The sequence below is a fragment of the Scopulibacillus daqui genome, from assembly GCF_016908855.1.
Lineage (GTDB): Bacteria > Bacillota > Bacilli > Bacillales > Sporolactobacillaceae > Scopulibacillus_A > Scopulibacillus_A daqui.
Window position 1 is genome coordinate 359,582 of the sequence record NZ_JAFBER010000001.1, and the last position, 24,664, is coordinate 384,245.

General features: G+C 39.1%; 26 protein-coding genes. 22 read left to right on the plus strand and 4 right to left on the minus strand.

Annotated features, from left to right (window positions below; all coding sequences use genetic code 11):
- Positions 1–19: 19 nt before the first annotated feature.
- The 5 genes from JOD45_RS01820 to modA all read left to right on the plus strand — a co-directional run bounded on the left by JOD45_RS01820 (position 20) and on the right by modA (position 2,946).
- Entirely contained in the window at positions 20–196 is a 177-nt protein-coding gene (locus tag JOD45_RS01820) for a hypothetical protein (RefSeq protein ID WP_205002128.1), read from the plus strand.
- A 116-nt stretch (positions 197–312) separates the two neighbouring features.
- Positions 313–717 (plus strand): ASCH domain-containing protein, encoded by a 405-nt coding sequence (locus JOD45_RS01825; protein WP_205002197.1) that lies wholly within the window; start codon positions 313–315, stop codon positions 715–717.
- A 243-nt stretch (positions 718–960) separates the two neighbouring features.
- A complete protein-coding gene (locus tag JOD45_RS01830) occupies positions 961–1,341 on the plus strand; it encodes a YxeA family protein (protein WP_205002129.1) in 381 nt (126 codons plus the stop codon).
- 194 nt (positions 1,342–1,535) lie between these two features.
- Positions 1,536–1,949: a YjdF family protein gene (locus JOD45_RS01835; protein WP_338056008.1), complete on the plus strand. Its 414-nt coding sequence runs from the start codon at positions 1,536–1,538 to the stop codon at positions 1,947–1,949.
- Positions 1,950–2,166: 217 nt separating this feature from the next.
- Positions 2,167–2,946 carry a molybdate ABC transporter substrate-binding protein gene (modA, locus tag JOD45_RS01840; protein ID WP_205002198.1) on the plus strand — a complete coding sequence of 260 codons (780 nt, stop codon included), beginning with the start codon at positions 2,167–2,169 and terminating at the stop codon, positions 2,944–2,946.
- Between the two features lie 86 nt (positions 2,947–3,032).
- Here the strand turns inward: modA and JOD45_RS01845 are convergent, their stop codons facing one another.
- Together JOD45_RS01845 and JOD45_RS01850 are read right to left on the minus strand one after the other, a co-directional pair.
- Positions 3,033–4,139 (minus strand): GerAB/ArcD/ProY family transporter, encoded by a 1,107-nt coding sequence (locus JOD45_RS01845; protein WP_338056009.1) that lies wholly within the window; start codon positions 4,137–4,139, stop codon positions 3,033–3,035.
- Between the two features lie 179 nt (positions 4,140–4,318).
- Positions 4,319–4,567, minus strand: a complete 249-nt coding sequence (locus JOD45_RS01850; RefSeq protein WP_205002132.1) for a hypothetical protein — start codon at positions 4,565–4,567, stop codon at positions 4,319–4,321.
- A gap of 468 nt (positions 4,568–5,035) precedes the next feature.
- Here JOD45_RS01850 and desA point away from each other — a divergent pair, with 468 nt between their 5' ends.
- The 3 genes from desA (at position 5,036) to JOD45_RS01865 (ending at position 7,956) form a co-directional block, all read left to right on the plus strand.
- Complete coding sequence (gene desA / locus JOD45_RS01855; protein ID WP_205002133.1) at positions 5,036–6,082, plus strand: Delta(5) desaturase DesA; 1,047 nt, start codon at positions 5,036–5,038, stop codon at positions 6,080–6,082.
- A 140-nt stretch (positions 6,083–6,222) separates the two neighbouring features.
- A complete protein-coding gene (locus JOD45_RS01860; protein ID WP_205002134.1) occupies positions 6,223–7,350 on the plus strand; it encodes a sensor histidine kinase in 1,128 nt (375 codons plus the stop codon).
- Between the two features lie 6 nt (positions 7,351–7,356).
- The gene (locus JOD45_RS01865; RefSeq protein ID WP_205002135.1) at positions 7,357–7,956 is read left to right on the plus strand and encodes a response regulator transcription factor; all 600 of its coding nucleotides are present in this window, start codon (positions 7,357–7,359) and stop codon (positions 7,954–7,956) included.
- Positions 7,957–8,035: 79 nt separating this feature from the next.
- Here the strand turns inward: JOD45_RS01865 and JOD45_RS01870 are convergent, their stop codons facing one another.
- The gene (locus tag JOD45_RS01870) at positions 8,036–8,236 is read right to left on the minus strand and encodes a cold-shock protein (protein ID WP_205002136.1); all 201 of its coding nucleotides are present in this window, start codon (positions 8,234–8,236) and stop codon (positions 8,036–8,038) included.
- A 370-nt stretch (positions 8,237–8,606) separates the two neighbouring features.
- Between JOD45_RS01870 and JOD45_RS01875 the strand changes: the two genes are divergently transcribed.
- The 7 genes from JOD45_RS01875 (at position 8,607) to JOD45_RS01905 (ending at position 16,262) form a co-directional block, all read left to right on the plus strand.
- Positions 8,607–9,083: a CarD family transcriptional regulator gene (locus JOD45_RS01875; protein WP_205002137.1), complete on the plus strand. Its 477-nt coding sequence runs from the start codon at positions 8,607–8,609 to the stop codon at positions 9,081–9,083.
- A gap of 665 nt (positions 9,084–9,748) precedes the next feature.
- A complete protein-coding gene (locus JOD45_RS01880) occupies positions 9,749–10,675 on the plus strand; it encodes a hypothetical protein (RefSeq protein WP_205002138.1) in 927 nt (308 codons plus the stop codon).
- Positions 10,676–11,744: 1,069 nt separating this feature from the next.
- Entirely contained in the window at positions 11,745–13,148 is a 1,404-nt protein-coding gene (locus tag JOD45_RS01885) for a glycoside hydrolase family 18 protein (protein ID WP_205002139.1), read from the plus strand.
- A 246-nt stretch (positions 13,149–13,394) separates the two neighbouring features.
- The gene (locus JOD45_RS01890; protein ID WP_205002140.1) at positions 13,395–13,697 is read left to right on the plus strand and encodes a YhdT family protein; all 303 of its coding nucleotides are present in this window, start codon (positions 13,395–13,397) and stop codon (positions 13,695–13,697) included.
- A complete protein-coding gene (gene panF / locus JOD45_RS01895; RefSeq protein WP_205002141.1) occupies positions 13,694–15,160 on the plus strand; it encodes a sodium/pantothenate symporter in 1,467 nt (488 codons plus the stop codon). The genes JOD45_RS01890 and panF overlap by 4 nt, the downstream gene beginning before the upstream one ends.
- 171 nt (positions 15,161–15,331) lie before the next feature.
- Positions 15,332–15,958, plus strand: coding sequence for a sporulation-specific diadenylate cyclase CdaS (gene cdaS, locus JOD45_RS01900; protein WP_205002142.1), 627 nt, complete (start codon positions 15,332–15,334; stop codon positions 15,956–15,958).
- 118 nt (positions 15,959–16,076) lie between these two features.
- Positions 16,077–16,262 carry a small acid-soluble spore protein H gene (locus JOD45_RS01905; protein WP_205002143.1) on the plus strand — a complete coding sequence of 62 codons (186 nt, stop codon included), beginning with the start codon at positions 16,077–16,079 and terminating at the stop codon, positions 16,260–16,262.
- Between the two features lie 91 nt (positions 16,263–16,353).
- Here the strand turns inward: JOD45_RS01905 and JOD45_RS01910 are convergent, their stop codons facing one another.
- Positions 16,354–17,307 carry a DMT family transporter gene (locus tag JOD45_RS01910; RefSeq protein ID WP_205002144.1) on the minus strand — a complete coding sequence of 318 codons (954 nt, stop codon included), beginning with the start codon at positions 17,305–17,307 and terminating at the stop codon, positions 16,354–16,356.
- Positions 17,308–17,748: 441 nt separating this feature from the next.
- On the opposite strand from JOD45_RS01910, the gene JOD45_RS01915 reads away from it, so the two are divergent.
- From JOD45_RS01915 to JOD45_RS01945, 7 genes are all read left to right on the plus strand, one after another.
- Entirely contained in the window at positions 17,749–18,405 is a 657-nt protein-coding gene (locus JOD45_RS01915) for an HlyD family secretion protein (protein ID WP_205002145.1), read from the plus strand.
- Between the two features lie 30 nt (positions 18,406–18,435).
- Complete coding sequence (locus tag JOD45_RS01920) at positions 18,436–20,274, plus strand: DHA2 family efflux MFS transporter permease subunit (RefSeq protein WP_205002146.1); 1,839 nt, start codon at positions 18,436–18,438, stop codon at positions 20,272–20,274.
- Positions 20,275–20,541: 267 nt separating this feature from the next.
- Positions 20,542–20,961 (plus strand): MarR family winged helix-turn-helix transcriptional regulator, encoded by a 420-nt coding sequence (locus JOD45_RS01925; protein ID WP_205002147.1) that lies wholly within the window; start codon positions 20,542–20,544, stop codon positions 20,959–20,961.
- Between the two features lie 131 nt (positions 20,962–21,092).
- Positions 21,093–22,049, plus strand: coding sequence for a formimidoylglutamase (gene hutG / locus JOD45_RS01930; RefSeq protein WP_205002148.1), 957 nt, complete (start codon positions 21,093–21,095; stop codon positions 22,047–22,049).
- 218 nt (positions 22,050–22,267) lie between these two features.
- The gene (locus JOD45_RS01935) at positions 22,268–22,693 is read left to right on the plus strand and encodes a DUF2935 domain-containing protein (protein WP_205002149.1); all 426 of its coding nucleotides are present in this window, start codon (positions 22,268–22,270) and stop codon (positions 22,691–22,693) included.
- A 286-nt stretch (positions 22,694–22,979) separates the two neighbouring features.
- Positions 22,980–23,627: a class I SAM-dependent DNA methyltransferase gene (locus JOD45_RS01940; RefSeq protein WP_205002150.1), complete on the plus strand. Its 648-nt coding sequence runs from the start codon at positions 22,980–22,982 to the stop codon at positions 23,625–23,627.
- A 111-nt stretch (positions 23,628–23,738) separates the two neighbouring features.
- Entirely contained in the window at positions 23,739–24,662 is a 924-nt protein-coding gene (locus JOD45_RS01945) for a PLP-dependent cysteine synthase family protein (RefSeq protein WP_205002151.1), read from the plus strand.
- The last annotated feature ends 2 nt before the right edge of the window (positions 24,663–24,664 follow it).

The following is a 24,664-nucleotide window of genomic DNA, read 5'->3' on the forward strand; positions in this document are numbered from 1 at the left end:
ATATAATGAATGGTGTGCCATGGCAGAAAAAGCAGGTGATCGATTAGAAGGTATTGCCTCACGCCCATCAAGCCACCCCAAAAATGAAAATAACGCTATTCATTCTGTAAATAACGGAAAGGATGGTGTTTATTTATGTATGGCGAGATTTCAGTTGGCAAATGATTTTAATTTTAAAATGTCACAAGGATATTAGCATTATAGGTCGAAATGAGTATTATCTGTATTTTTCTTGGTAAACACTCTTTAGCAAAGCATTTGCTGTGAAGTCTGAACGATCTATATACGGGGGGATTGGCGTTGAGCACTAAAATCAAGGAAAGCAAGTATAAATCGGTGTTCGGATGGGACGGCGACAACGGGTTAGGCGAAAGGCTGATCAGACGCATCCTTGATGGTAAAAAGACAGCGACATGTGCGCCTAAGGAGGCCTATACTAAAGGAGAGTTAAAAGAAACTTATAAGTCAGCCGGCAAAGTCGTTACAGTCTATGACAAAGACAACCAACCCCGATGCAATATTAAAATCACTGATGTTTTTGAAACGACTTTTGGCAGCCCCGATCTTCGCCTAGTGATAGGGGAAGGATACGGCACCAGCATTCAACAATTTCAGGAGGATCATAGACAAGCGTGGAAAGATTATACAGAAAATGGCTTTCGTTTAAATGATGAGACGATTTTGGTTGTTGAATTGTTTGAATTAGTGAAGGATTGAAAGTTTTGGAAGGCTTTTTTTAAATCATGCAAGGTTAAATCAAGCCGCTCATAAAATGCTGTAAGGGCACTCAACAATAAGAGTGCTTTTTTTCTTACAAATTTGTAAGATAAGTCACGGAAATTGTAATCAAAATAAATGGAACACGTACATACTCTGAATTAAACTGAAATTATCAAAAGACGTTCAACCTTTAGAAAAGAACATAAGGAGTCTCACATACCAAAAAAAGGGGGAGCTAATATGCGGCGCTTTTTTATAAGCTTATTTGAAGTTTTAATCATTTTGACGGTCATTTTTGCGGGCGGCGGTTATTATGTTCACTCTAAATCAGAAGGGCTTCAGGCTACAGTAGATAATATTAATTCAAAAGTTAAAGCAAAAGATTACTTTGCTGCGGTGGATAATCAGGGAGAAAAGATCAGCGCAAACCAATATCGCTATCAATTTAACGGCTATGATAAAAATGGAAAACATAAAAAAATTACAGTTATCGCGGATAAAAAGCTGAGAAAAGGCATGTGTTTGAAAATTTATACCAAAGGGAATGAAGGAAAAGGATGGTATAGGGTAAAAGAACGTACAATTCCTCACAAAGCGATGCAAAAAATGAATGCTTCATAAACGTTCCTATTGTTTTTCTATATTGTGCACCTGTAATATTGAGAATTTTATAGCGAGTGACTATAATGATCATGTAGAATGTAAAAACACGATCCGGTTGGTAGTCCGGATGCATCATGATTATGATGTCAGTAACCTTCCCCTCCTCGGGATGTCCATCATTCTACGGATTTTATTTAGAGGAGGGAATCGTTGTGATATTGACGATTTACTATGACGGTCAGTTCTGGGTCGGTATTATTGAAATCCGCGAAGGCAGCAGGTTAAAAGCTTACAGGCATGTCTTCGGAGCGGAGCCGAGCGATGCTGAAGTGCTTGAATTTGTTAATTCCCGTTTGCTGTCTATCATTCAAAACAGCGGACAGGATGGGGTCAAAGTCAATAATAAAACCCAAAAGAAAATAAACCCTAAGCGCTTGCAGCGTCAAGTGGCTAAAGAGATGAAAAAGCAAGGCATTTCAACAAAAGCCCAAGAAGCGATCAAAGCGGATTTTGAGAAGAGAAAACAGGAAAGCCAATTGCGCCATAAAGAACACCGTGAAGCATTAAAAGAAAAGAAATGGGAAATGAAAAGGCAAAAGGCTAAGCAAAAGCATAAGGGAAAATGAAAAAAATCCCCTCGTTTTACTTCAAGGTAAAACAAGGGGGATTTTTTAATGCGCCGAAATCGTTAAGCATCGATTGATGACTGATTTTTATATTGTTTTTGTCATTCATTTCATTATATTAAGTTATAATAGGTTATGGCGATGTATAAATAGTTTTTAATCATAAAAGGAGGAGGAGCAGTTGCGCAAAATTTTCATCGTATTGCTGTCATTATGGATGTTTATTCTTATCGCAGCTGGATGTTCGCCAGACAGCGAATCATCAGAAAAGCAAGCTGATGCAAAGACAAAGAACAACCGTGAATCAGTGACACTGACTATTTCAGCGGCAGCCAGTCTAAAAGATGCCCTTGACGATATTCAAAAGTCATTTGAAAAAGCTCATCCAAACGTTAAGCTGAAATTCAATTTTGGCGGATCAGGTGATTTGCAAAAGCAAATAGAACAAGGGGCTCCCGCAGATCTTTTCATATCGGCCTCGCGGGAAAACTATGATCAATTAGCTAAGAAGGGGCTGATTAAGGAAGGCAAAAGTTTATTAGCCAATAGCCTTGTGCTTATTACTCCTGCCGACAGCAAGGTTTCGATTAAAAACTTTAAAAATCTAAAGAACAAAGACATACATAAGATTGCCATTGGCATACCGCAGACAGTTCCGGCCGGGGAGTATGCGAAAGAAACATTGCAGCATTTAAATATATGGAAAGCCATTCAGCCGAAAACAGTGATGGCTAAGGACGTCCGTCAAGTTTTGTCATATGTAGAAACAGGGAATGTTGATGCAGGCATTGTTTATAAGACAGATGCTTTAACATCTAAAAAAGTTAAAATGGATGCAACCGCAAATCATTCAGACCATTCAGCCATTTTTTACCCTGCAGGCATTATAAAAGATACGAAGCACCCTAAGGCGGCCAAAACGTTTTATGATGCTTTGCAGGCTGGCCAGTCACAGAAAATCTTTAAAAAATATGGATTTATTGTTTTAAGCAAATAAAGGCCATACAGCTCTCATTCTTTTTGAATGGGAGCTGCCGCTTTTTCTATCGTTCACCATGCGCTTATTTTAATAAAATAGAGACTTTAGGTTTTCTGATTTAGAAACGGCCGTTTTCTTATGTATGCGATGCATAATAATAGCATGGGGTAAAATAGCATCATCACATACGTATAGGGTACGAAAGAAGTATTAAGAGTGCTGGTTAATGATTCGAAATGAGGAGCTATCCATATGCTGAATAAAATAATAAGCAAGCCAAGGGGCAATACAACCCGCCGATATTCAGAAAGATTCAGCCATTGGCTGACACCAAAAGACAGCGCATAAAGCCACATGGTTAATTGACAAAATCCAACCAATATCCATATGGCCATCACAATGCCATCTAAATGTTCAGCAAAGTCGGCAACGCTGATGTACGAGGCCGCCGTATATACCGGGAAATTAAACTGCTTTGTAATATCGCCTAATAAAAAGAGGCACACAAAGTTCGCGATAACCATGGTCAGCATCACCGTTAAGACGGAGACGCTGCCCCAACGAATGGCCTTTTGTTTATTTTGCAAAAATGGAAACAGAAATGATATATAAATGAACTCAACAAACCACTCGTTTATAAATACTGCACTTTTTAATGACGGTTTTAAACCGTTTTCCATTATCGGCAGCATATTTTCTGGATTTAATTCCGGGATAATAAAGATAACCATTAATAAGAAAAAAAGAATAACGATAGGAAGAAAAATTTGTGTGCACCTGGCTATCACTTCGATGCCGCTTAAAACAGCAAAGGAACAAACTAAAATAAGGCTTCCCATTAAAATATAGATAGGTGTATAAGTGAGAAACACATGGATAAATTCCCCGTATTCCCTCACAATAATGCTCATGTCGTATATGAGGCGAAACAAGAAGAAGAAATTGAAGACAGCCCCCAATACTCGGCCCAGTATCTTTTTAGTGGATTCTATGATTGTTGTCTTTGGATAAATTTTATACAATTGCCAAGCAATAAATAGATTAAGAAATCCTATTAAGGCACTCCAAATGGGTGAAAGCCACATATCGCGTCCGGCATACTTTGCGGCAATTGAAGGCACTAACAGGGTGGATGTTCCGCCGACCATAAAATACATCATCAATCCCATTTGAAACGTTGAAATTTTCCCCTCTTTGTTCAAATATGCCACTTCCCTGTTTTTTCAATAAATGGATAGTATATTTTATATATTATCCAAACTAAGAAAAGGCATACTTACCGAACGTCTTTTTAAATGGGCCGATATCGGGGTTGCCTGAAAGAGGCGGCAAATAGGATGGCGCCGAATCACTTTTGTTTTGATCATATCAGCGGCGGTTAATAGGCTGCTTATTTGCCTAAAAACATCAATCTGATAGCCGAACTTGAACAAATAATAATCGCGATAAGATTGCCGGAGAATGCGATAACACGGGACGGGCCTTTTTTTCCAAAGTAGGTGAGGATGATGCCTATGACTGGCGTTGTCAACAAAATCCAAGTAACAGACGGGTTGAAATTGCTGAAATAGAAAAGAACCATAGGAACAATAAATGAAATGATGGATACAATATTGTACCCTTTAGCCTTGATGGTCATCACGTCCTTTGTCGATTTTTGACTTGAGGTAGTATTCTATATTAATCATATAAAAGACTATGTTTACCGTGGTAACAACTATATAACAATTAGTTAACAATAAAAGTAATGATTGTCATAAACTATTAAAATAAACCTATAACAACATTGTTAAAACAAGATATTTTTTATATATTAACGGCGAAATTTGTCAATTGTAAAGAAACCCCAACTTTTCCCGGGGATATAGATAAGCTATTTATCCGCGATTTACCATAAATTCCGTTTATATGATCGGCCTTCCAAGCAGGATGTTAATAAAATTTTGGTCTAGTTTACATCATCATGCTTCTTATAAGAACAAAAGGACAGGCATACATGACATTTGTCATACCTGCTACCTGACACTTATATCTTTTACAGCTTGAGCCTTTTCTCTATTATAGAGATAATGGCAATTTGCTTAGTCATTCCATTAAGGAGGAAAATATGAGTGAACGTAAACAAGCACAGTTAAGAAAAAATATCGCACCTTTTGAAAATCCAGATAAAAAATCAAGTATTAAACAATTAATAAATACAATGCTGCCTTACTTTCTGCTCTGGTTTCTTGCTTATCAAAGTATATCAATTTCACTTTGGTTAACCTTTGCATTGGCGATTGTTGCAGCAGGGTTTCTTGTTCGGATCTTTATTATTTTCCATGACTGTACGCACCGGTCTTTTTTCAAAAGCCGGAAAGCAAACAAAGCTGTTGGTACGATGACAGGAATTATTACCCTTTTCGCCTTTGAAAAGTGGAAACGCAGCCATTCCATCCACCACGCGACGAACGGAAATTTAGATAAACGCGGCACTGGTGATATATGGGTGATGACAGTTGATGAATATCTTTCAGCTTCTTTTTGGGTCAGGTTGTCTTACCGGCTTTATCGCAATCCGCTTGTTTTGTTTGGATTAGGGCCGTTTTATCTTTTCTTAATAGAGAACCGTTTTAATCGAAAAGGGGCAAGACGCAAGGAACGTCTGAACACGTATTTAATCAATTTCTCGGTTGCCGTCATTTTTGCTGTTTTAATATGGATAGTCGGCTGGAAAGCTTTTCTTATCATTCAAGGCACAATCCTTTACGTATCAGGGGTGCTTGGAATTTGGTTATTTTATGTACAGCATCAGTTTGAGGATTCCTATTTTGAGAATGAAGAAGAGTGGGATTATGTGAAAGCTGCTATAGACGGGAGCTCGTATTACAAACTTCCGAAAGTTCTTGAATGGATGACCGGGAGTATTGGATTCCATCATGTTCATCACCTGAACCCAAAAGTGCCTAACTATAATCTTGAAAAAGCTCATCAATCTACACCATCGCTGCATCAAGTAACAACAATTACGCTTGCTTCTAGTTTTAAATCGATACGTTTTCGTTTGTTTGATGAGGAAAACAAGTCGTTTGTAAGCTTTAAAGAGATAAAACCTCTTCTTCGAAAAACAAAATCGCCAACACCCAAAAATAGGCAGAGCATTCAAGAAACATAATTTGGGTCCCAGCCCTTCAATTTGTATTGGAGGGTTTTTATTGCAGGGTACTCGCAAACATGATTCTGCTATAATAGAAAGTATATTTTCACTTAAATATAAATTGTGGACATCTATGTTTTGCAACAAAGGGGGCTGCTATGCGGAATTGGTATCATATTTTTCCAAAAAGTATGGGTCTTAGCGCTTATGTATGGATTATATTTTGTATTTTGCCTTTCTATTTTATTTTTAGATCCTCATCACTATTTGAAATGACATTCGGCATTTTGATGATATTGTTGTTTTTCATCGCCTATCGGCTGTCTTTTATTACGAATAATCGGCTTGTTTATTTATGGGTGAGTCTGGAGATGGCAATAAGCATTTTCATGACTTTGTATTTCGGATATGTTTATTTTTCACTTTTTTTAGCCTTTTTTATCGGCAATATTCAAAATAAAATTGGGTTTTTCTTGTTGTACGCGGTTCATCTCCTTACTACAATTGCCGCGATTACTACCGGTTTTGTCATAGAAACTGAAATGTATTTTTCGCAGCTTCCGTTTATTATAATCAGTGTCGTAGGCGTTATATTAATGCCATTCAACATGTATAATCGAAACAACAGAGAAAAACTAGAAGGACAATTAGAAGACGCTAATAAAAGAATTTCTCAACTGATGGTGATCGAAGAACGTCAGCGGATTGCACGTGATTTACATGACACACTGGGACAAAAACTTTCACTTATTAGATTGAAAAGTGATTTGGCAAGGAAATTAATGTATGTCAATCCTGATACAGCCGCAAATGAAATTTACGATATCAACCAAACAGCAAAGACGGCATTAAATGAAGTTCGTGAGATGGTTTCCGATATGAGGGGAACGAAACTGAAGGATGAAATCATCCGAGTTCGGCAAATTGTGGAAGCTGCACAAATGGATTTCGGTGTTGAAGGGGATTTAGAGCTCGCCAATACATCGCTATTCATTGAGAATGTACTAAGCATGTGTTTGAAAGAAGCTGTAACCAATGTGATCAAGCACAGTCAGGCAACATCCTGCCATGTCAAGATGAAGCAATCGGCTGATGAATTGCTTATTGAAGTACATGATAATGGCGTGGGTATTTCCGATAAAATAGATTCTTGCAAAGGGCACGGCCTTTGCGGTATGAGAGAACGCCTGGAATTTGTCAACGGCAGCTTAGAGACCATATCAAAAAATGGAACGACACTTATTTTTCGTGTGCCTCATTTTATAAAACAAACAAAACAGGGGTGATTGGGTATGATTCGCATTGTAATTGCAGAGGATCAGCGATTGTTGCTGGGAGCACTGAGATCCCTGCTTAATTTGGAAAAAGATATGGAAGTTGTCGGGGAAGCGAGGAACGGGGAAGAGGCCTTAAATTTAGTAAAGCAGCATAATCCTGATGTTTGTATTATGGACATTGAAATGCCAGTAAAAAGCGGACTTGATGCAGCTGAAGTATTAAAAAATGATCCTTGTAAAGTGATTATCTTAACAACATTTGCCCGGACTGGCTATTTCGAACGTGCCCGAAAAGCGGGGGTAAGCGGCTATTTACTCAAAGACAGCCCTAGTGAGGACTTAGCGAATTCAATCCGTATTATTATGGATGGACGCCGAATTTATGCTCCGGAACTAGTTGATATCGCCTACGGGGAGGAAAACCCGCTGACTGACCGCGAAGAGCAAGTGATTAAGCTTATTGCCGGCGGGAAAAACACAAAGGAAATTGCAGGAGAGCTTAATATTACGACCGGTACTGTCCGAAATTATATTTCAGTTATTCTTGACAAGCTTGATGTAAGTAACCGGATTGAAGCTGTTTCCCGGTTTAAGGAGAAGGGCTGGTTTAAATGAGCATCTGCTGCCGCGATAAAAAAGCCGGGTAAATTAAAAAAGGTCTCCCCAATCTTGGGAAGAACCTTCTTGTCAATCTTTACGCTTTTACAACGTTAGCAGCTTGAGGTCCGCGGTTACCCTGTTCAACGTCAAAAGTAACAACTTGCCCCTCATCCAATGATTTAAATCCATCGCCTTGAATGGCAGAGAAGTGAACAAATACGTCCTCTCCGTCTTCAATCTCGATAAAACCGAACCCTTTTTCTGCATTAAACCATTTAACTGTACCTTTGTTCATGTTTTTTCCTCCAGGTGCTTAGCACACATTATATTGTACTATTCCTGCTCCCACATAATTATTCAAGAGGATAATGACTTGTAAAAGTTATTTCTTCTATCATTAATTATATCCGAACAACAATAATAATTTTTATTATACCACATTTGAAATAAAAAGATACTGTATTTCAAAAATAAATCGGAATTTGAATGCTTTCTTGAATTTCGTTTGCTTTTCATCATGCTTTCGCATCATTATGCGGCCATCCCAATTTTTTGCTAACGGCTCAGGAGATCATTTTATTGAAATTATTAATAATAAATGATAAAATTTTTTATTTAGATGTTTTGTGGTATACTTAAGATGTCTTAAATTTGGAGGTGGTCAATTGTTTCAAGTTGGTGATTACATTGTTTATCCTATGCAGGGAGTAGGAGTTATTGAAGCAATAGAAGTAAAGCAAATTCAAGGTGAGAAACAGCAGTATTTTATAATAAATATGCTAAAAGATAAAATGCGTGTTATGATTCCAACTGCAAAAGTACACAAATCACAGATTCGCTTAGTTACCGATATGGCTGCGCTTGAAAACATTTTATACATTTTTCATCATGGTCTAACCGATACAACTCTTTCAATGAAAGAAAGATACAAGATTAATACTGAAAAACTTAGAACAGGCAATATGCAAGAAGGGGCTGAAGTTGTACGCGATTTAATGAGGATAAACAAAAATAAATCACTTAATTCAAGTGAAAAGCAGATGCTGGAGAACGCAAGAGAGATTTTTATAAGTGAACTGGGTTTAATTAGGGGTATCACTGAAAATCAGGCAATAGATTTATTAAGCAACGAGGTGGGATGAGTATTTTGTTGCAATTTTTAACTTTCGCGCTCTTATGTAAAAATAGCTTAATCACTTAAACTATATTACGGTATAGGGTGTTTTAAATATAGTTATAATTCTATAAAAATGCAGCTTTTAACACCCATCGCAGCATAATTGATCATTTACTAGTTATTCATCGAGTGTTGGCTTATTCGTAGGAACTCAAACTGGATGATGTAAACAAAGGGTACAGACCCGTTAGGATCGAGCAATACCGAATACACATCTTGGATAGGCATGACGAAGGAATAAAAGGGCTTATGACCCGTTGAAACATGGGAGGGATAGCCTTAAGGGGCAATGTGGAGAGTGCGCGCAAATATGGAGTTGAATGGAGGTTCCTTCAATCTCCTCCGTTTCCGCATGCCTCCATGTAGCCAAAAGGTTCAAAACTCATTCATTTATCGATTATTGTTCTTACAAGTGGTTTGAAATCCTGCGAATAAGTGAGCATTTGGAGGATAAACGCATCTAACTGAGGGAGTTTACATAATCGTTCTTATAAGAAAGCAAAACCGGTTCCTCTTATTTTTGGGGAATCGGTTTGTTTGTTAGTGCTGCTTAACGTTTTGCTCCACCCTTGACCATACCATTATTAAAAAGAACCAATAAGATAATTAATAACGAAAGGAGGTAATAAAATGGGGCATAAATCAAGTGCTTTTGATGATGATTGTTCAGAACACTCAATTTTAAAAAAATCTGAAAGCGAATGCGCCGGAGTCGTTAAAGGTTTAGCTCCGACAGCAGCTTTTGGTTTCCTTCCTGTTACCGATCTGCTTTTATCCCCTGTTTTAAAGACAGACTGCGTTCATGTTTCTCCAACAGGCGGTCTGTTTGTAGAGGAAGACGGTAATTATCTTGTTAAATATTCAGCCCGAGGAGTTTTAGCACCAGGAGGACCGCCTGTCATATTAACCATTTTTGCGGACGCTAAATTTTTAGGCAGTGTGATTATGGGAAACCCAACTAGTGTAAACTTTGTGAATTTCGCTAAAATCGTTCATCTCAGAAAAGGTGATGAAGTATACGTTTTAGTCAATCAAGGTGTGGTGATCTTACAGGGAACTTTAACAGTTGCAAAACTAAAAGGTGAAAGAGTATACGATAAGCCTAATCTTCTGAAAAAGGAAAATTGTGAACTTGAGTGTCAATTCAAAGAAAAACATGACGATAAAAAGGGATGCGCTGGTGTAGTAGCCTTTAAAACTGTTGGTCCCTTTGCATTTGGAATGTTATCTAATCCGATCATCTTGCCGCTTACAAATGGTGTTTTATTGACAGATTGTGTTCGTGTTTCTCCAAAAGGCGGCATCATTGTAGAAGAGGAAGGAGACTACCTTGTCCACTTTGCAGGCAGGGTTTTAGGCATTAACAGCAGTCTTTCAATTTATGTAGACTCTAAACTTTTAGGAAACGTTCAATTATCTGGTGGTTCCGATTTAGAGCTTGCTAATTTTGCTAAAGTTGTCCGACTAAAAAAAGGAGATACTGTTTTTGCTTCATTTCTCAGTGGGGGCATTTTTTTATTTCAAGATCTAACATTAACAGTAGCTAAACTCAAGTAATTTAGAGCACTGGTTTATATTAGGATATTAATTAAATTAGAAAATGCGTTAAGGCTTTTTAAATCCTTAACGTGTTTTGCTGCATAAATTTTTACGCTAGTTGACATAAGTTTACTTAGCGGAACCGCTGATAAAGAAGAAAGCCGAGGTACTGCACCCCGGAAGTTAGGGTAAAAAATCTAACTTTTGGGGGTCACCACCTTTTTTTATACTAGTTATTGAGAGTTGCCCTGATATTGTTTAAATAAGATTATTGCCCCAAAATTGCGGCTTTTTGTTTTTCTTTTTGTTATTGAGGTATATGCAAGTATTAAAATATGAAATTTTTAGGGAGGGATAAATAAAGATGATGTTCTTATTAGGATTTTCTACGTTGGGGTTAATCATAACTGCCCATATTTTTGTCCGACAACTGGCTTCATACGTTCAAAAAAGAGATGATCTATCTGAACGTAAAAAACGTCTGCTTATGGCCGGGGGAATGCTTTTTCTAGAAATTATTTTCGTTATAGCTATCTTTTTTTAATACATGCTGCCTGAGAAATTTCAAGTTAAATGCTGTAAATTATAATACTGCCAGGCTAGGTTAAATATTTTTTTATCCTTTTAGTTAAGAGAGAGTGAGTTTGGCGGCGAAACCCAATGCCAAGAAAATGGTTCTTTGTTTGTGTTATTCTAGCAATATTTAGAAATGGCTGATTATACTTTTGAATTTTATGCAAAAGATAATTTGGTTTAACTTTATAATGATTTTCATTTTATACTTGCATTTATACCATGGGAAAGGTTTGAAAAAGATTAATATTTTTGAAAAGATATGGCTGTTTTAATAAAAGTCATTGGTGCTTTTTTATTTCTAAATAGTAAATTATATTGTTCTTCCTGCGTTAGCGGTGATCTGACCTCCACAACCCGTTCGACCTAAGCAACAGGTATAATCGAATAACTCCTCTTGGCCGTTATTTTCAATAGAAGCTAATAGTCAAGTTAACCATTTTCCTCCTGTTCATAAATGATGTCGTTGACTAATACATTTACACAAGAGTTAATTTTAGGGAGGGGAGACTTGATGAACATTCATGTCGTTAAACGGGGGGAAACACTTTCTGCGATTTCCAGGCATTATAAAACTGATATAACCACACTTATTGAAATTAATGGTCTGTCTGATCCAAATGTTCTTGTGGTCGGTCAAGCGCTTATCATTCCAGATCCATTTCCAAAGTATATCGTCAAGCCCGGAGATACCTTGTCCCGGATAGCTTTCATTTGGGGCACAACTTCAGAAATGATAGCTGATAGAAATAATCTTGTTGATCCTTCACAAATTTATGCTGGTCAAGCATTGTTTATTCCGGTACATACAGTCCAACGTGGTGAAAACCTGTTTAAGATTGCGGCAAAATATCATTCAACCGTTCAAGCTATCGCCCGTGTTAATTCTATTTCCAATCCAAATAGAATCTATCCCGGCACACGTTTATCTATACCGTTTGTACGGCCAATTAAAGAAGTGAACGCCTATATGACCAATTTTCGTGCGTCCGGCCAACAGGAACTTAGAACGATTGGAAAATATTTAACTTATGTCATGCCGTTTAGTTATAATGTCAAACGCGACGGTACATTAGAAAAACCTCAGGAAAATGCCGTGCTGCAAATTGCCCGTTCGCAAAGAATTTTACCGATTATGGTATTGACCAATTCGGAAAATGGCCAATTCAGCTCAGATTTAATGGCTGCAATCTTTTCAAGTGATGAGCTGCAAGAAAAACTTTTAAATAATATTTTAGATATTTTAAGGAACAAAAATTACAGGGGCGTAAATTTTGACTTTGAATACATCTATCCGAATGACAGGGAACATTATAATCAGTTTCTTCGCCGGGCAGTTAATAAGTTTCATCCGTACGGCTGCTTGGTGTCAACGGCATTGGCGCCTAAGACCTCTAGTGAACAAAAAGGGGTATTATATGAAGCCCATGATTATGCTGCTCAAGGACAAATTGTAGATTTTATTGTGTTAATGACTTATGAATGGGGGTGGGCCGGCGCCAGCCCGCAGGCCATTTCTCCTATTCATGAAATAAAAAAAGTCATAGATTATGCGATTACGGTCATTCCTCGTGAAAAAATCATGATGGGGATCTCTCTTTACGGGAGGGATTGGAAACTGCCGTTTGTTCAAGGGACTTTTGCATCACATATCAGCCCTGATGGTGCAGTCAGACGTGCAGCGCAGTATCATGCGGAAATACAATATGATACGAGAGCCGCGTCCCCATTTTTCCGCTATACTGATGAGCAAGGAACCCAGCATGAAGTGTGGTTTGAGGATGCTAGAAGCATTAAGGCGAAATATGACTTAGCTGTGCAATATCATCTTCGCGGCGTCAGCTATTGGGTCCTCGGGTCGCCGTTCACGCAAAATTGGTATGTTCTTCAAGAAGAAATGAAGCCGAGGAAATTTTAGTAGGAGGCTTGATGCATAAAGCCTTCTTTTTTTGTTTTTCTTAATTCGCGTCATCTGATAGTTTGCTGTTTGGTCGTGCCTTTCCAGAACTTTTCAAACACCTGGCCGGCTGACGCCTTTCGACATCTTTAACACAGGCGGCCAAATCAGGATGCGTGAAAATGCCATGATTGATTAAAAATAGCAGATCTATTGTTAAAGATAGCGAATTATGTCAATATTAAAAGGCTAAGGGAGGTGAATGGGTTGCAGCAATTTAACAGAAAACCATTTAAGGAAGATCCAAGATATAAAATAGCCAACCGTGAAGCACTCTTTGGCGTTATTCTTGCACTTATTAATTTTATTTGGTGGTACGGTTTCGCTTATGGTCTTGGTTCAAAACCTGTGGAAAGCTTTCATTATATATTGGGGTTTCCGGCATGGTTTTTTTACAGCTGCATTTTAGGCTTTGTTGTTGTAACAGTGCTAGTGATTATTCTTGTTAAGTTTATTTTTAAAGATATACCATTAGATAATGAAACTAAAAAGGTAGGGGATGACGAGTGAATTGGTCAGTAGCCTTGCCGATGATCGTGTTTTTGATCGTTATATTTATTGCAGGCGCCTATGCGGCAAGGCATATGAAAGGAACCGATAACTTCTTGCAAGAATACTTCCTCGGAAGCCGGCAGCTTGGCGGCTTTATTTTAGCGATGACAATGGTCACGACATACGGCAGTGCATCAAGCTTTATCGGCGGACCGGGAGTAGCCTACAATGTCGGGCTTGGCTGGGTGCTGTTAGCAATGATTCAGGTTGTCACGGGCTATTTTGTTTTGATGGTTCTTGGTAAAAAATTTGCGATTATAGCTAGAAAAACACAGTCTGTGACATTGATAGATTTTTTAAAAGCACGCTACAACAGTAAATGGGTGGTCATCTTATCGGCACTAACAATTATTATATTTTTATTTTCGTCCATGGCATCTCAATGGGTGGGCGGCGGCAGACTGATTGAATCATTAACGGGGTTATCTTATACAGCCTCTTTATTTATTTTTGCGGTTTCAGTCCTTGTCTACGTCACTATCGGCGGTTTTCGGGCAGTTGCCGTTACAGACACCATACAAGGGATTGTTATGTTTGTCGGGACATTAACTATTCTCATAGGAACGATTGTTGCAGGAGGCGGTGTGTCCCATATTATTTCTGAACTGAAGTCTATTGACCCTGGGCTTATAACCCCTTATGGCCCGCACCATCAATATTCGGCCTCCTATATTACATCATTTTGGCTGCTGGTTGGTGTTGGCGTCGTTGGCCTGCCGCAAGTAACAGTCCGGGCAATGTCATACAGAAACTCCCAATCGATGCACAGGGCGGTCATTATTGGAACGATTGTCGTTGGCGTTATTATGTTAGGCATGCACTTATCTGGTGTTTTTGCCCGTGCAGTTATGCCGGGAATTAAAATCGGCGATCAAGTGATGCCGATGCTTGCGATGAAAGTATTGCCGCCATGGCTGGCTGGAGTTGTCCTGGCCGCACCTATGGCTGCCATTATGTCAACGGTAAACGCTTTGCTTCTGCTTGTCAGTTCATCGCTTGTGAAAGACATTTATTTAAATTATATTCAGCCAAAAGCATCAGAGCAAAAAGTCAGGCGTTTAAGCATGTGGGTAACTGCTGTTGTCGGCATAATCGTATTAGTGATGTCCATTCATCCGCCCCATTTGTTAATCTGGTTAAATTTATTTGCTTTTGGCGGGTTGGAAGCAGCTTTTATTTGGCCGATAGTATTAGGGTTGTATTGGAAAAAAGGCAATACATACGGAGCGTTGGCTTCAATCATTTCAGGTGTTATGTCTTACACTGTGATTCAGAAGTTTTGGCCTGATTTATTGCATATGAATCCTGTTGTTCTGCCGATTATCTTTTCTTTGGCAGCGTATGTTTTTGTTAGCCTGGCAACGTTGCATTTGAAACAGGAGCAACAGGAATTAGTGATAAGAAAATTCTGGGGGGCCTAGCGTCGCCTCCCGTTTTTATACTTTAAGAAACACCAGCAAATTCTGCGAAAGAGGTTAATAAGGAACAAAATATAAAGTGAACCAAAGCGTCTGTCCGCGCCTAACAGAATACTCCGGGCCTAAAATGGAGAAAGTAACGGTAGAAACTTCAGGAATCGAGGGTTATTTTCTATGGATCGGGAAGAAATTGGCCTTAATTCAACGATGAAACAATGTCTTAAAGAAAATATACATAAAGTGATTGATGATATGCAGTCAGTCCTTAAATCAGTCGACTGCAATGAAGATTGCATCTTGCAGCAATGTGAGCATATTCAAGAGGTCATTGGCGACCTGCAAAAAAAGGCAGCCTCATATTATTTAAAATCGTATTTATCTCCTTACACGGACGGCTATCCGTCAATTATAGCTGCCGTAGAGCACTTATCTGATCGGCATCACGGCGCGCTTATCGTGATTAAAAGGAAAGATGCTCTTGAAGGATTCATCCATCCGGGTATTCCTGTCGGAGCCACGCTTACTTATTCTTTATTAGAGTCGATTTTCTATCCAGGCAGCCCGCTTCATGACGGCGCTGTATTAATTGAATCTGATTCTATTATTTCTGCAGCTAATGTACTGCCGCTCTCACATATAAAGACAGGGGAAAAGAAGCTGGGGACAAGACACAGAGCGGCAGTTGGCTTATCAGAGGTATGTGATGCCGTCGTATTAGTTGTCTCGGAGGAAACGGGCCGAGCCTCTTTTGCAGTAAATGGAAAACTTCATCCTTTTCATACTAAAGAGCTGCTTCATTAAGATCACAAAAATGGATATGAATATTTGAAGTTATTTATGGCAACCATGATAACGAAAAAATCCAAAGACAGCGCCAGGGTTGCTTCCCTTAATCCGAGTATGAAAGGAAGATCGCATCATGAATAAGCAGCGTGCAAAAGAAATTGCCGCTTCGCCGGTCATGGCTAATGTAACCTACAATGGCCAGTCCATTTATATTCAAGACGTCGATGAGAAAAATGAAACAGCCAGAATTTACCCGCTCGATGAGCCTGAAAACGAACAAGTCGTTTCCTTAAATGAATTGAAAGAGGACTATAGGTAAAAAACACCGCTTCCGTAAACTGTGAACTGCACCCCCAATTGTTAGACACCGTCTAATTGGAGGTGCTTTCTAATGGCTTTCCGCTTTGGCTTCATTGTTCGTTAGCTCTTTCTATTGCTTGTTTGTTAGTTTGTGTGTCAGGTTTTATCGATAGTATGATAACCATCATGATGACGCATACTGTACCGATGGCTTGATATAGTCCAAAGGTTATGTTAAGCCAGATAACAGATGAAAAAACAGCTGCAAGCGGTTCTGTGCATCCAAGCAGACTGGCTTCCTTAGCAGAGATAAATTTTAAGCTTTCGATAAATAAATAGAAGCCGATTAAAGTGCCAAAAATAACAACGAAGCCAATCATCAATACCGTTGATAACTGCCAACTATTAGTATTGACATGCCATACAGGGTGAATCAAATAAAGGGTTATGCCGCCCAGCATCATTCCCCATCCGATAACAGCGGCTGAATCCCATTTCTTTATTAAGCGGCCGGAGGCGAGTGTATAAAAGGCCGATGTTATCCCTGATAATACGCCCCAAATGACAGCGCGGTAAGATACAGCCATATCGTTAAGTGAACCGTTTGTTAAAAGCAAAAAAGTGCCTAAAAGCGCCAATCCCATTGCGAAAAGCTCATAAAACTTTGGCAAACTGAAATATTTAATAATTAAATAGATTGCGATAAATAAAGGAGCTAGATATTGAAGCAGCGTTGCGACGGCAGCATTGCCTGTATTAACAGCAGCAAAATATGTATATTGTACGCCCAGCATGCCGAAAATCGAAAAGGCCGCCATTTGCAAGACACTTTGGCGGAAGCGCCATATCTCCCAAACATAACTTCTTTTCTTTCCCGATAAAGCAAACATTAATAACAAAAAGCCTGAAACGGTTAAGCGGATCGAGACGAGCCAATTGACGGGGACATGATAATGATGAAAGAGGTGCTGGGCAACGGTTCCCGATAACCCCCATAACCCAGCGCCAATAAGAGCCATTAAGATGCCTAATAAACGTTGTTGGCGTCTATTATACTTTCCCATGCTGAAAACCTCTTTTTCTAATAAATGAATCAATGTTGAATTTAGTATATAAAATTTTCAAAGGGATAGCCAACCTTATTATACGGTCAGCTTTTATCAAAAAAATGATTTAAAGCTCTTGCATTTTATTTTTTTTTGATGTAATATACATTTCGTTAGCAATTTATTAACCTTGTTAACTATTTTTATAGATAACAATAAACCTTGGTTTTTGATTCAATACTTTTGTTCATTTACATAAATATACACTTGTACCATCGTTTCATGTGGATATTTGTGTTGAGCCAAGGGTTATTTTTTTGTTTGTTTTTTACTTCACAAGGTTAACTATTTGTGGCGAAAATAGTGTGGTTAATTCTTTTGGGAGGTGAAAGCCCGAAAGTTAAGCTTGTATGTAAAAACAATTAATCTTTTTTATAAGCCAAAGGAGGAAAACTTTAAATGAGCAGCTTAGCACGTGGGATTATCATCAATATCATTGTCATTATTGTACTTATTGGCGGTGGAGCCATCGGCTACTATTACTATGATCAAGCGGCCAACTATGTAAAAACTGATAACGCGACGATTGATGGCCAGTCTGTTCCAATCGCAGCACCGACATCCGGTAAACTCACCAAGTGGGACGGTCAAGTCGGCAATACGTTTGATGCAGATGAAAAAGTCGGTGAAGTAGAAGCGCAAGGCCCAGACGGCAAAACGCAAAAATTGCCAATTACAATGCCTGAACATTCAACGATCGTTCAAAATAAAGTTGTTAAAAATTCATTTGTCGGTGCAGGTACGCCAATTGCGACTGCTTATGATTTAAGCGACCTTTATGTCACTGCGAATATTGATGAGACTGATATCGATAATGTGAAGAAAGATCAAAAAGTAGATATCTATGTTGATGCTTATCCAGATACTAAATTCACAGGCAGAGTTGAACAAATCGGTAAAACAACAGCCAGCACATTTTCAATGATGCCGCAGTCTAATGCTGACGGCAACTATCAAAAAGTTACTCAAGTAGTGCCAGTTAAAATCTCCATTGATAATTACAAAGGTGTCTCATTAAAACCAGGCATGAATGTTACAGTGAAAGTACACATCTAAAACTAATTTGACGGAAAGGAGGGATCAGTGATGACAGCATTCATAGTTGGATATGTGATCTTCGTCATTTTAGTTATCATTGGGATGAACCTCCTGATACGAAGACGAAAAAACCAACCCGAGACGGCGAATGATGTCGGTGATTCTAGGGCAGAAAGACAAATGAAGCACCAACAAGCCGTCACTCGAAATGCCAAAGCCTTCGTGACGGACAGCTATTCTGAAGAGGAACTTAATAAAGGCAGCTCAAGGAACCTGCCAATGGTAACCGAGCAGAAAGATTCAGAACAGCGCATGGATATTAAACCCGCACCGATTATTTTTGTTCTGATTATGGGGGCATTCGTTGCTATTCTTAACCAAACGCTAATGAATGTGGCGCTGCCTAAAATTATGAACGATTTTAATATTACAACCAGCACAGCACAATGGTTAACGACCATTTATATGCTTGTAAACGGTGTGTTAGTTCCAATTACAGCTTTTCTTATGGAGAAGTTCTCCACAAGAGCATTGTTTGTTGGTGCGATGCTGTTTTTCGCTATCGGCACTTTAATTTGCGCGATTACGCCAACCTTCAGCATTATGCTGGTCGGAAGGGTCGTTCAAGCGATGGGGGCAGGTATCATCATGCCGCTCATGACGAACGTTTTCTTAACGATCTTCCCGCCTGAAAAACGCGGTGCAGCAATGGGAATGATGGGTGTTGCCATGATTTTTGCCCCGGCTGTTGGCCCGACGTTATCCGGCTGGATTGTTGAACACTGGACATGGCGGCTATTATACTGGGTTGTCCTGCCGTTTGCGATCTTAGATATTATCCTTGCCCTTGTCTTCCTCAAAAATGTCTTTGAGCTGAAAAATCCAAAACTGGATATCTGGGGCGTTATCTTCTCAACCATTGGTTTTGCAGGTATTTTATATGCCTTTAGTGAAGCAGGGAACGACAGTTGGTCAGATACAAAAGTTGTCATTTCCCTAATCGCCGGCATCATTGGTTTGATTGCTTTTATTTGGCGGGAATTAGCCATGAAATCGCCAATGCTTGACTTTAGAGTCTTTAAGTACGGCATATTTTCCTTAACACAATTGATTAACGCTGTTGTAACGATGGCCATGTATGCGGCTATGATTCTTATACCTGTATATATGCAGAACATTCGCGGATTTACGCCTTTGGAGTCCGGATTATTAATGCTTCCGGGAGCCATTATCATGGGTATTATGTCGCCGATTACAGGCATGTTATTTGACAAAGTCGGTGCCAGGCCGCTGGCTATCGTAGGGTTGATCATTACAGCTATTACAACATATCAATTTACACAGTTAACAGATCGGACACCTTATTATGTGATGTTAATCATATATATGGCCCGCATGTTCGGGATGTCTATGTTAATGATGCCGATTATGACTGAAGGGTTAAATGCGCTGCCAAGACGATTAAATGCTCATGGCACGGCGATGAGCAATACAGTTAGACAAGTTGCCGGCTCATTAGGAACAGCGTTATTAGTTACGGTCATGTCGACGAGAACAACCTTCCATATCGCAAACTATTCTAACAACATGACATCAAGCAATGTAAACTTCGACAATCAGGTTAATGCATTGGGTCAAGGGTTAGAGGCAAGCGGTGCAGCGGCTCAAGGTGCAGGACATGGCCTTGTTCAAAACCTTCTGTTAGGCAATGTCACCAAACTGGCAACGATCCAAGGGATTAACGATGCCTTTATGGTTGCCACTGGGTTCGCTGTATTAGGTTTGATTCTGTCGCTCTTTATTAAGCGTGCGGTTCCGCCGGATATCAAAGAGCAGCAAAAGAAAGCAGTTGATGATAAAGCGCATCGTCCTGCTACTGATTCATAGGGGAGAAGAGATCAACTGCTTCTTCCCTTCCTTTTTATGAATGCTGATATTTTTTCGTTGGGCACATTTGCTATCATAAAGCCGATCAATTAACGTTATGCATTTATTTTTTTGCCAAGTTGTTTGCGCTTTCCTTGTCAGCGGGAACCCGGTTGGTTTTATACTTAATATATTTATGAAAAATGCAGTAAACGCACCGTGTCTTTATAGGAAGGGAGAGGACAAGGGTGTAGTTACGTTATAGTGTGATAAAGGTGGTAGAAGAAATTGAGTGAAAGAATTGAAATGATCCACCAGTTTGAAGAGAATTTTCGTTTCCTATTAAAAAAGTTTCAAAAAGATCTTGGTGAATTATTCGGGAAGGAAATTACGTTTCATGAATTTTTGTTTCTAAAGCACTTAAGTGATGGAGAACCGCAAATGGTATCAGCCTTATCAAAAAAAATGAAGGTTACCGCAAGCTATGCGACCACAGTGGTAGATAAATTGCTTAATAAAGGTTATATCAATAGAGAACGTTCTTCTAAAGACCGCCGTATTGTAGAATTGACAATAACGGAAAAAGGAACAGCACTCATAAAAAAAATGGATGATAAACAGACTGAGTATATGTCCCAGCAGTTGGAAGTTATCTCAGATTCAGAACTTGAAACGCTGAACTTATTGCTTAATAAAATTAAAGGATAAAAACTCGCCGCCACGGCGAGTATTTTTTGAGAGAAAAATTAGCCATTAGTCATAGAATTATTTATAATTTTAATAGAGGAATGTTTAAAAATATTTGTCTCATAAGATGCATCAATAATGGAGGGGCTAAAATGTACTCTGCAACCAATCGATCCATTTGGTCCGGACGGATGGACAGTGAAACGGATGAAACAATGTTTCGGCTTCATCAAGTCATTCAGGCCGAAAATCTATCATCTTTTACTGACAAACAAACGGACTTGTCTATCGGTCTCATCGGTTTTAAAAGCGACGAAGGTGTTCGGAGAAACCAAGGGCGAATCGGTGCTCGCCATGCACCGGATGAAATAAGAAAGAGCTTGGCATCGTTGCCATATAGTTTTCCAAAACAAATGAAGATTTTCGATTTTGGCAATATAAGCTGCGGCGACAGACAGCTGGAAAAAGCGCAAGCAGAGTTGGGGGAAGCGGTGAGCAAACTTTTGTCTCTTAATATTTTTCCAATCATTTTAGGCGGCGGCCATGAAGTGGCTTACGGACATTTTCTAGGTGCACAAGGCTATATTTCAAATAAAGAGAATATCGGCATTATTAATATTGACGCGCATTTTGATATGCGGCCGTATGACGATATGATCTCATCCGGGACGATGTTCAGACAAATTCTCGACCAATATCACAATGCCCAATATTTTTGCATTGGCATCCAAAAATCTGGGAATACACAATATTTATTTGATGTAGCCAAGTCATATGGATGCGGCTATATTTCTGAAGAGGCTTTAACAGAAGGAGATATTAACGCATCCATTCAAAAAATTCAACATTTTATCAATGCAAATGATCATATTATATTGACGCTTTGCAGCGATGTTTTTGGATATAGTTATGCCCCTGGTGTAAGCGCTCCCTCACCTTTTGGCTTATCCCCAAAAATCGTAAGGCGTCTTATAAAGGAAGTTTTATCGAGTAAAAAAGTGTTAAGTTTTGATATAGCCGAAATTAATCCTTCATTAGATCATACTGGAGAAACAGTTAAATTAGCCGCGTATATGATTTACGAAGTCATGGATAACTTATCAAACTAAGAACCTGCCAAGAGGCAGGTTTTTTAGTTGAACGTAAAAAATATAAAGCAGCAGCTATAAAAATAAGAAACAAGGTTCTGATCAGGCAAGCCTTTCAATAAGCTTATTAATAATAAAGAATGATGAATTGCATCTTGGCAATTTCGCCGAACCAGCACCTGTGCTGCTAAGATATAGTTCTGGACAGCCGAACATAAATACAGGGAGGACTGAACACCGTGCAGTATTATTATGGTAGCCAAATGCCGCTTCGGGTTTTGGATGAATGCGAATTTTGGAAGCAGCAAGAGGAAGAACATACAGTCGTCATTCGCGAGCTGGTTAAAGGATTAGAGCCTAACTATATGGAGGCGCTAGAGAAGTGGGATAAGGCGCTGACAGAAACTCACCATCGGGTCGTACGTTTTGTTGAAACAGTCAACCGTTCCAAAGGTCCCTTTAATTATCATCTTTATCAGGATTTAATGGCGCTTGTCAGTCATTGCCTTGAGCAGAGCAAACATTTCATTGCCTTCTGCAGCAAGCTGACGGAGGAGAGTGAACCCATTAAAACAAATTCGACGGCTAAAGTGGTAATGAAGCATATCATTGATGAATCTGAATACTTTATCGGTATTGCTCAAACGATTTTGTATCAGAAATAATGACGGAATAAAGCGCTGCCCCCAGTTAAGAGGGGAGCGCTGTTTCTTATGATGAATGAATAGGGATAATGAGAGTTAATAGAGCAAATGAAAAAGGGGATCAGTCATTCATAAATGATAAGCGATAATCAACACTGAATACAGCAAAACCACCGCTCCTCGCCGAAATCATTATGAAGCTATTAACTTTTGTCACCTTAAAACCAACTATTCATATTATAATACTATGAATTAAATGAGATACATGTTATATTATTAATGAAATAAATCATGGAGTTGATAAAATTTGGGGTTAGAATTTATTGACCACTTTAATGATTGGGCTCATACCTATGACAAAACAGTTGTAGGTTTAGATAAAGAGTATAAGGCTGTTTTCCAAAATTATGAGAATATATTGCATGAAGTGGCAGAACACAGTGAAGGTACGGTTCTTGAATTTGGACCGGGAACCGGCAATTTGACAAAACAGCTGCTAAGTAAAGGGCATGATGTTTATGCGGTTGAGCCGTCAATTAAAATGATGGAAAAAGCAAAAGAAAAACTTCCTGATCAAGTTTTCTATAAAGGTGATTTCTTGAACTTTCCTGATTTCGATAAACCGATTCACACCATTGTCAGCACCTATGCTTTTCATCATTTGACGGATGCGGAAAAAGATCAAGCGCTGGCAAAATACAGCCGACTATTGCCTGAAGGAGGCAAAATTGTTTTTGCGGATACGATGTTCGAAGATGAAGTAAAAAAACAAGAAATCCTTAATGATGCTAAAAAAAATCAATTCTATCATCTTCTCGAAGATTTAAAAACGGAGTATTATCCGTTAAAGAAAACCATGGCAAAATTGTTTTCTAAGAACGGTTTTCAAGTCTCTTTTAAACAATTAAATGATTTTGTCTGGCTAATGGTAGCAAAAAAGCGGCACCTTGAATAAAGTGGCAATAGGTTAACCGTCCAAGTATAGTTTGCTTTTATCAGTCAGTGTATCAACAATGTTCATCATAACGACCATTTCGCAGGGTCAAACCTTTTGAGGAGTTTAATTATGGAAGTTTATAAAAATGTACATGAGCTTATTGGGCAAACGCCATTGGTTGAAATAACAGCATTTTCCCTGCCGAAAGGTGTCCGGCTATTTGCAAAGCTTGAGTATCTGAACCCTGGTGGAAGTGTTAAGGACCGGTTAGGCCAAGCGCTTTTAGATGATGCGCTTCAATCGGGAAAATTGCCTGAAGGGGGTACTTTAATCGAGCCGACGGCAGGGAATACAGGCATTGGCTTAGCACTGGCAGCTATCGGCAAAAATATTCGGGTCATTTTTTGTGTCCCTGAGAAGTTTAGCGAGGAAAAGCAAGAGCTGATGCGTGCGTTAGGAGCAGAGGTGGTTCATACACCGTCAGAAGAAGGAATGGCTGGGGCCATTAGGAAAGCAGAGGAATTGCTGAAAGAGATCCCTGATTCGTATTGCCCCGGACAATTCAATAATCCGGCCAATCCTGAAACTTATTATAAAACGCTTGGGCCGGAAATTTGGGGGCAATTGGATGGCCAAATTGATATTTTTGTTGCGGGTGCAGGATCAGCGGGGACTTTTATGGGAACCGCTAAATATTTAAAAGATCAAAATTCTCATGTTAGAACGGTTATTGTAGAACCGGAAGGCTCGATTTTAAATGGCGGCGAGCCTGGTCCCCACAAAACGGAAGGCATTGGTTTGGAATTTATTCCGGACTTCTTAAACAAGGCATATATCAATGACATTTATACAGTCAGTGATGAGCATGCTTTTCAATGCGTTAAAGACTTGGCCCGGAAAGAAGGTTTATTGGTCGGCAGTTCTTCAGGGGCTGCATTCTATGCGTCGCTTACCGAAGCACAAAATGCCTCAAGAGGCACACATATTGTCACAATTTTTCCAGATGGCAGCGACCGTTATTTAAGCAAGAAGATCTATCAAGGAGGCATATAAAT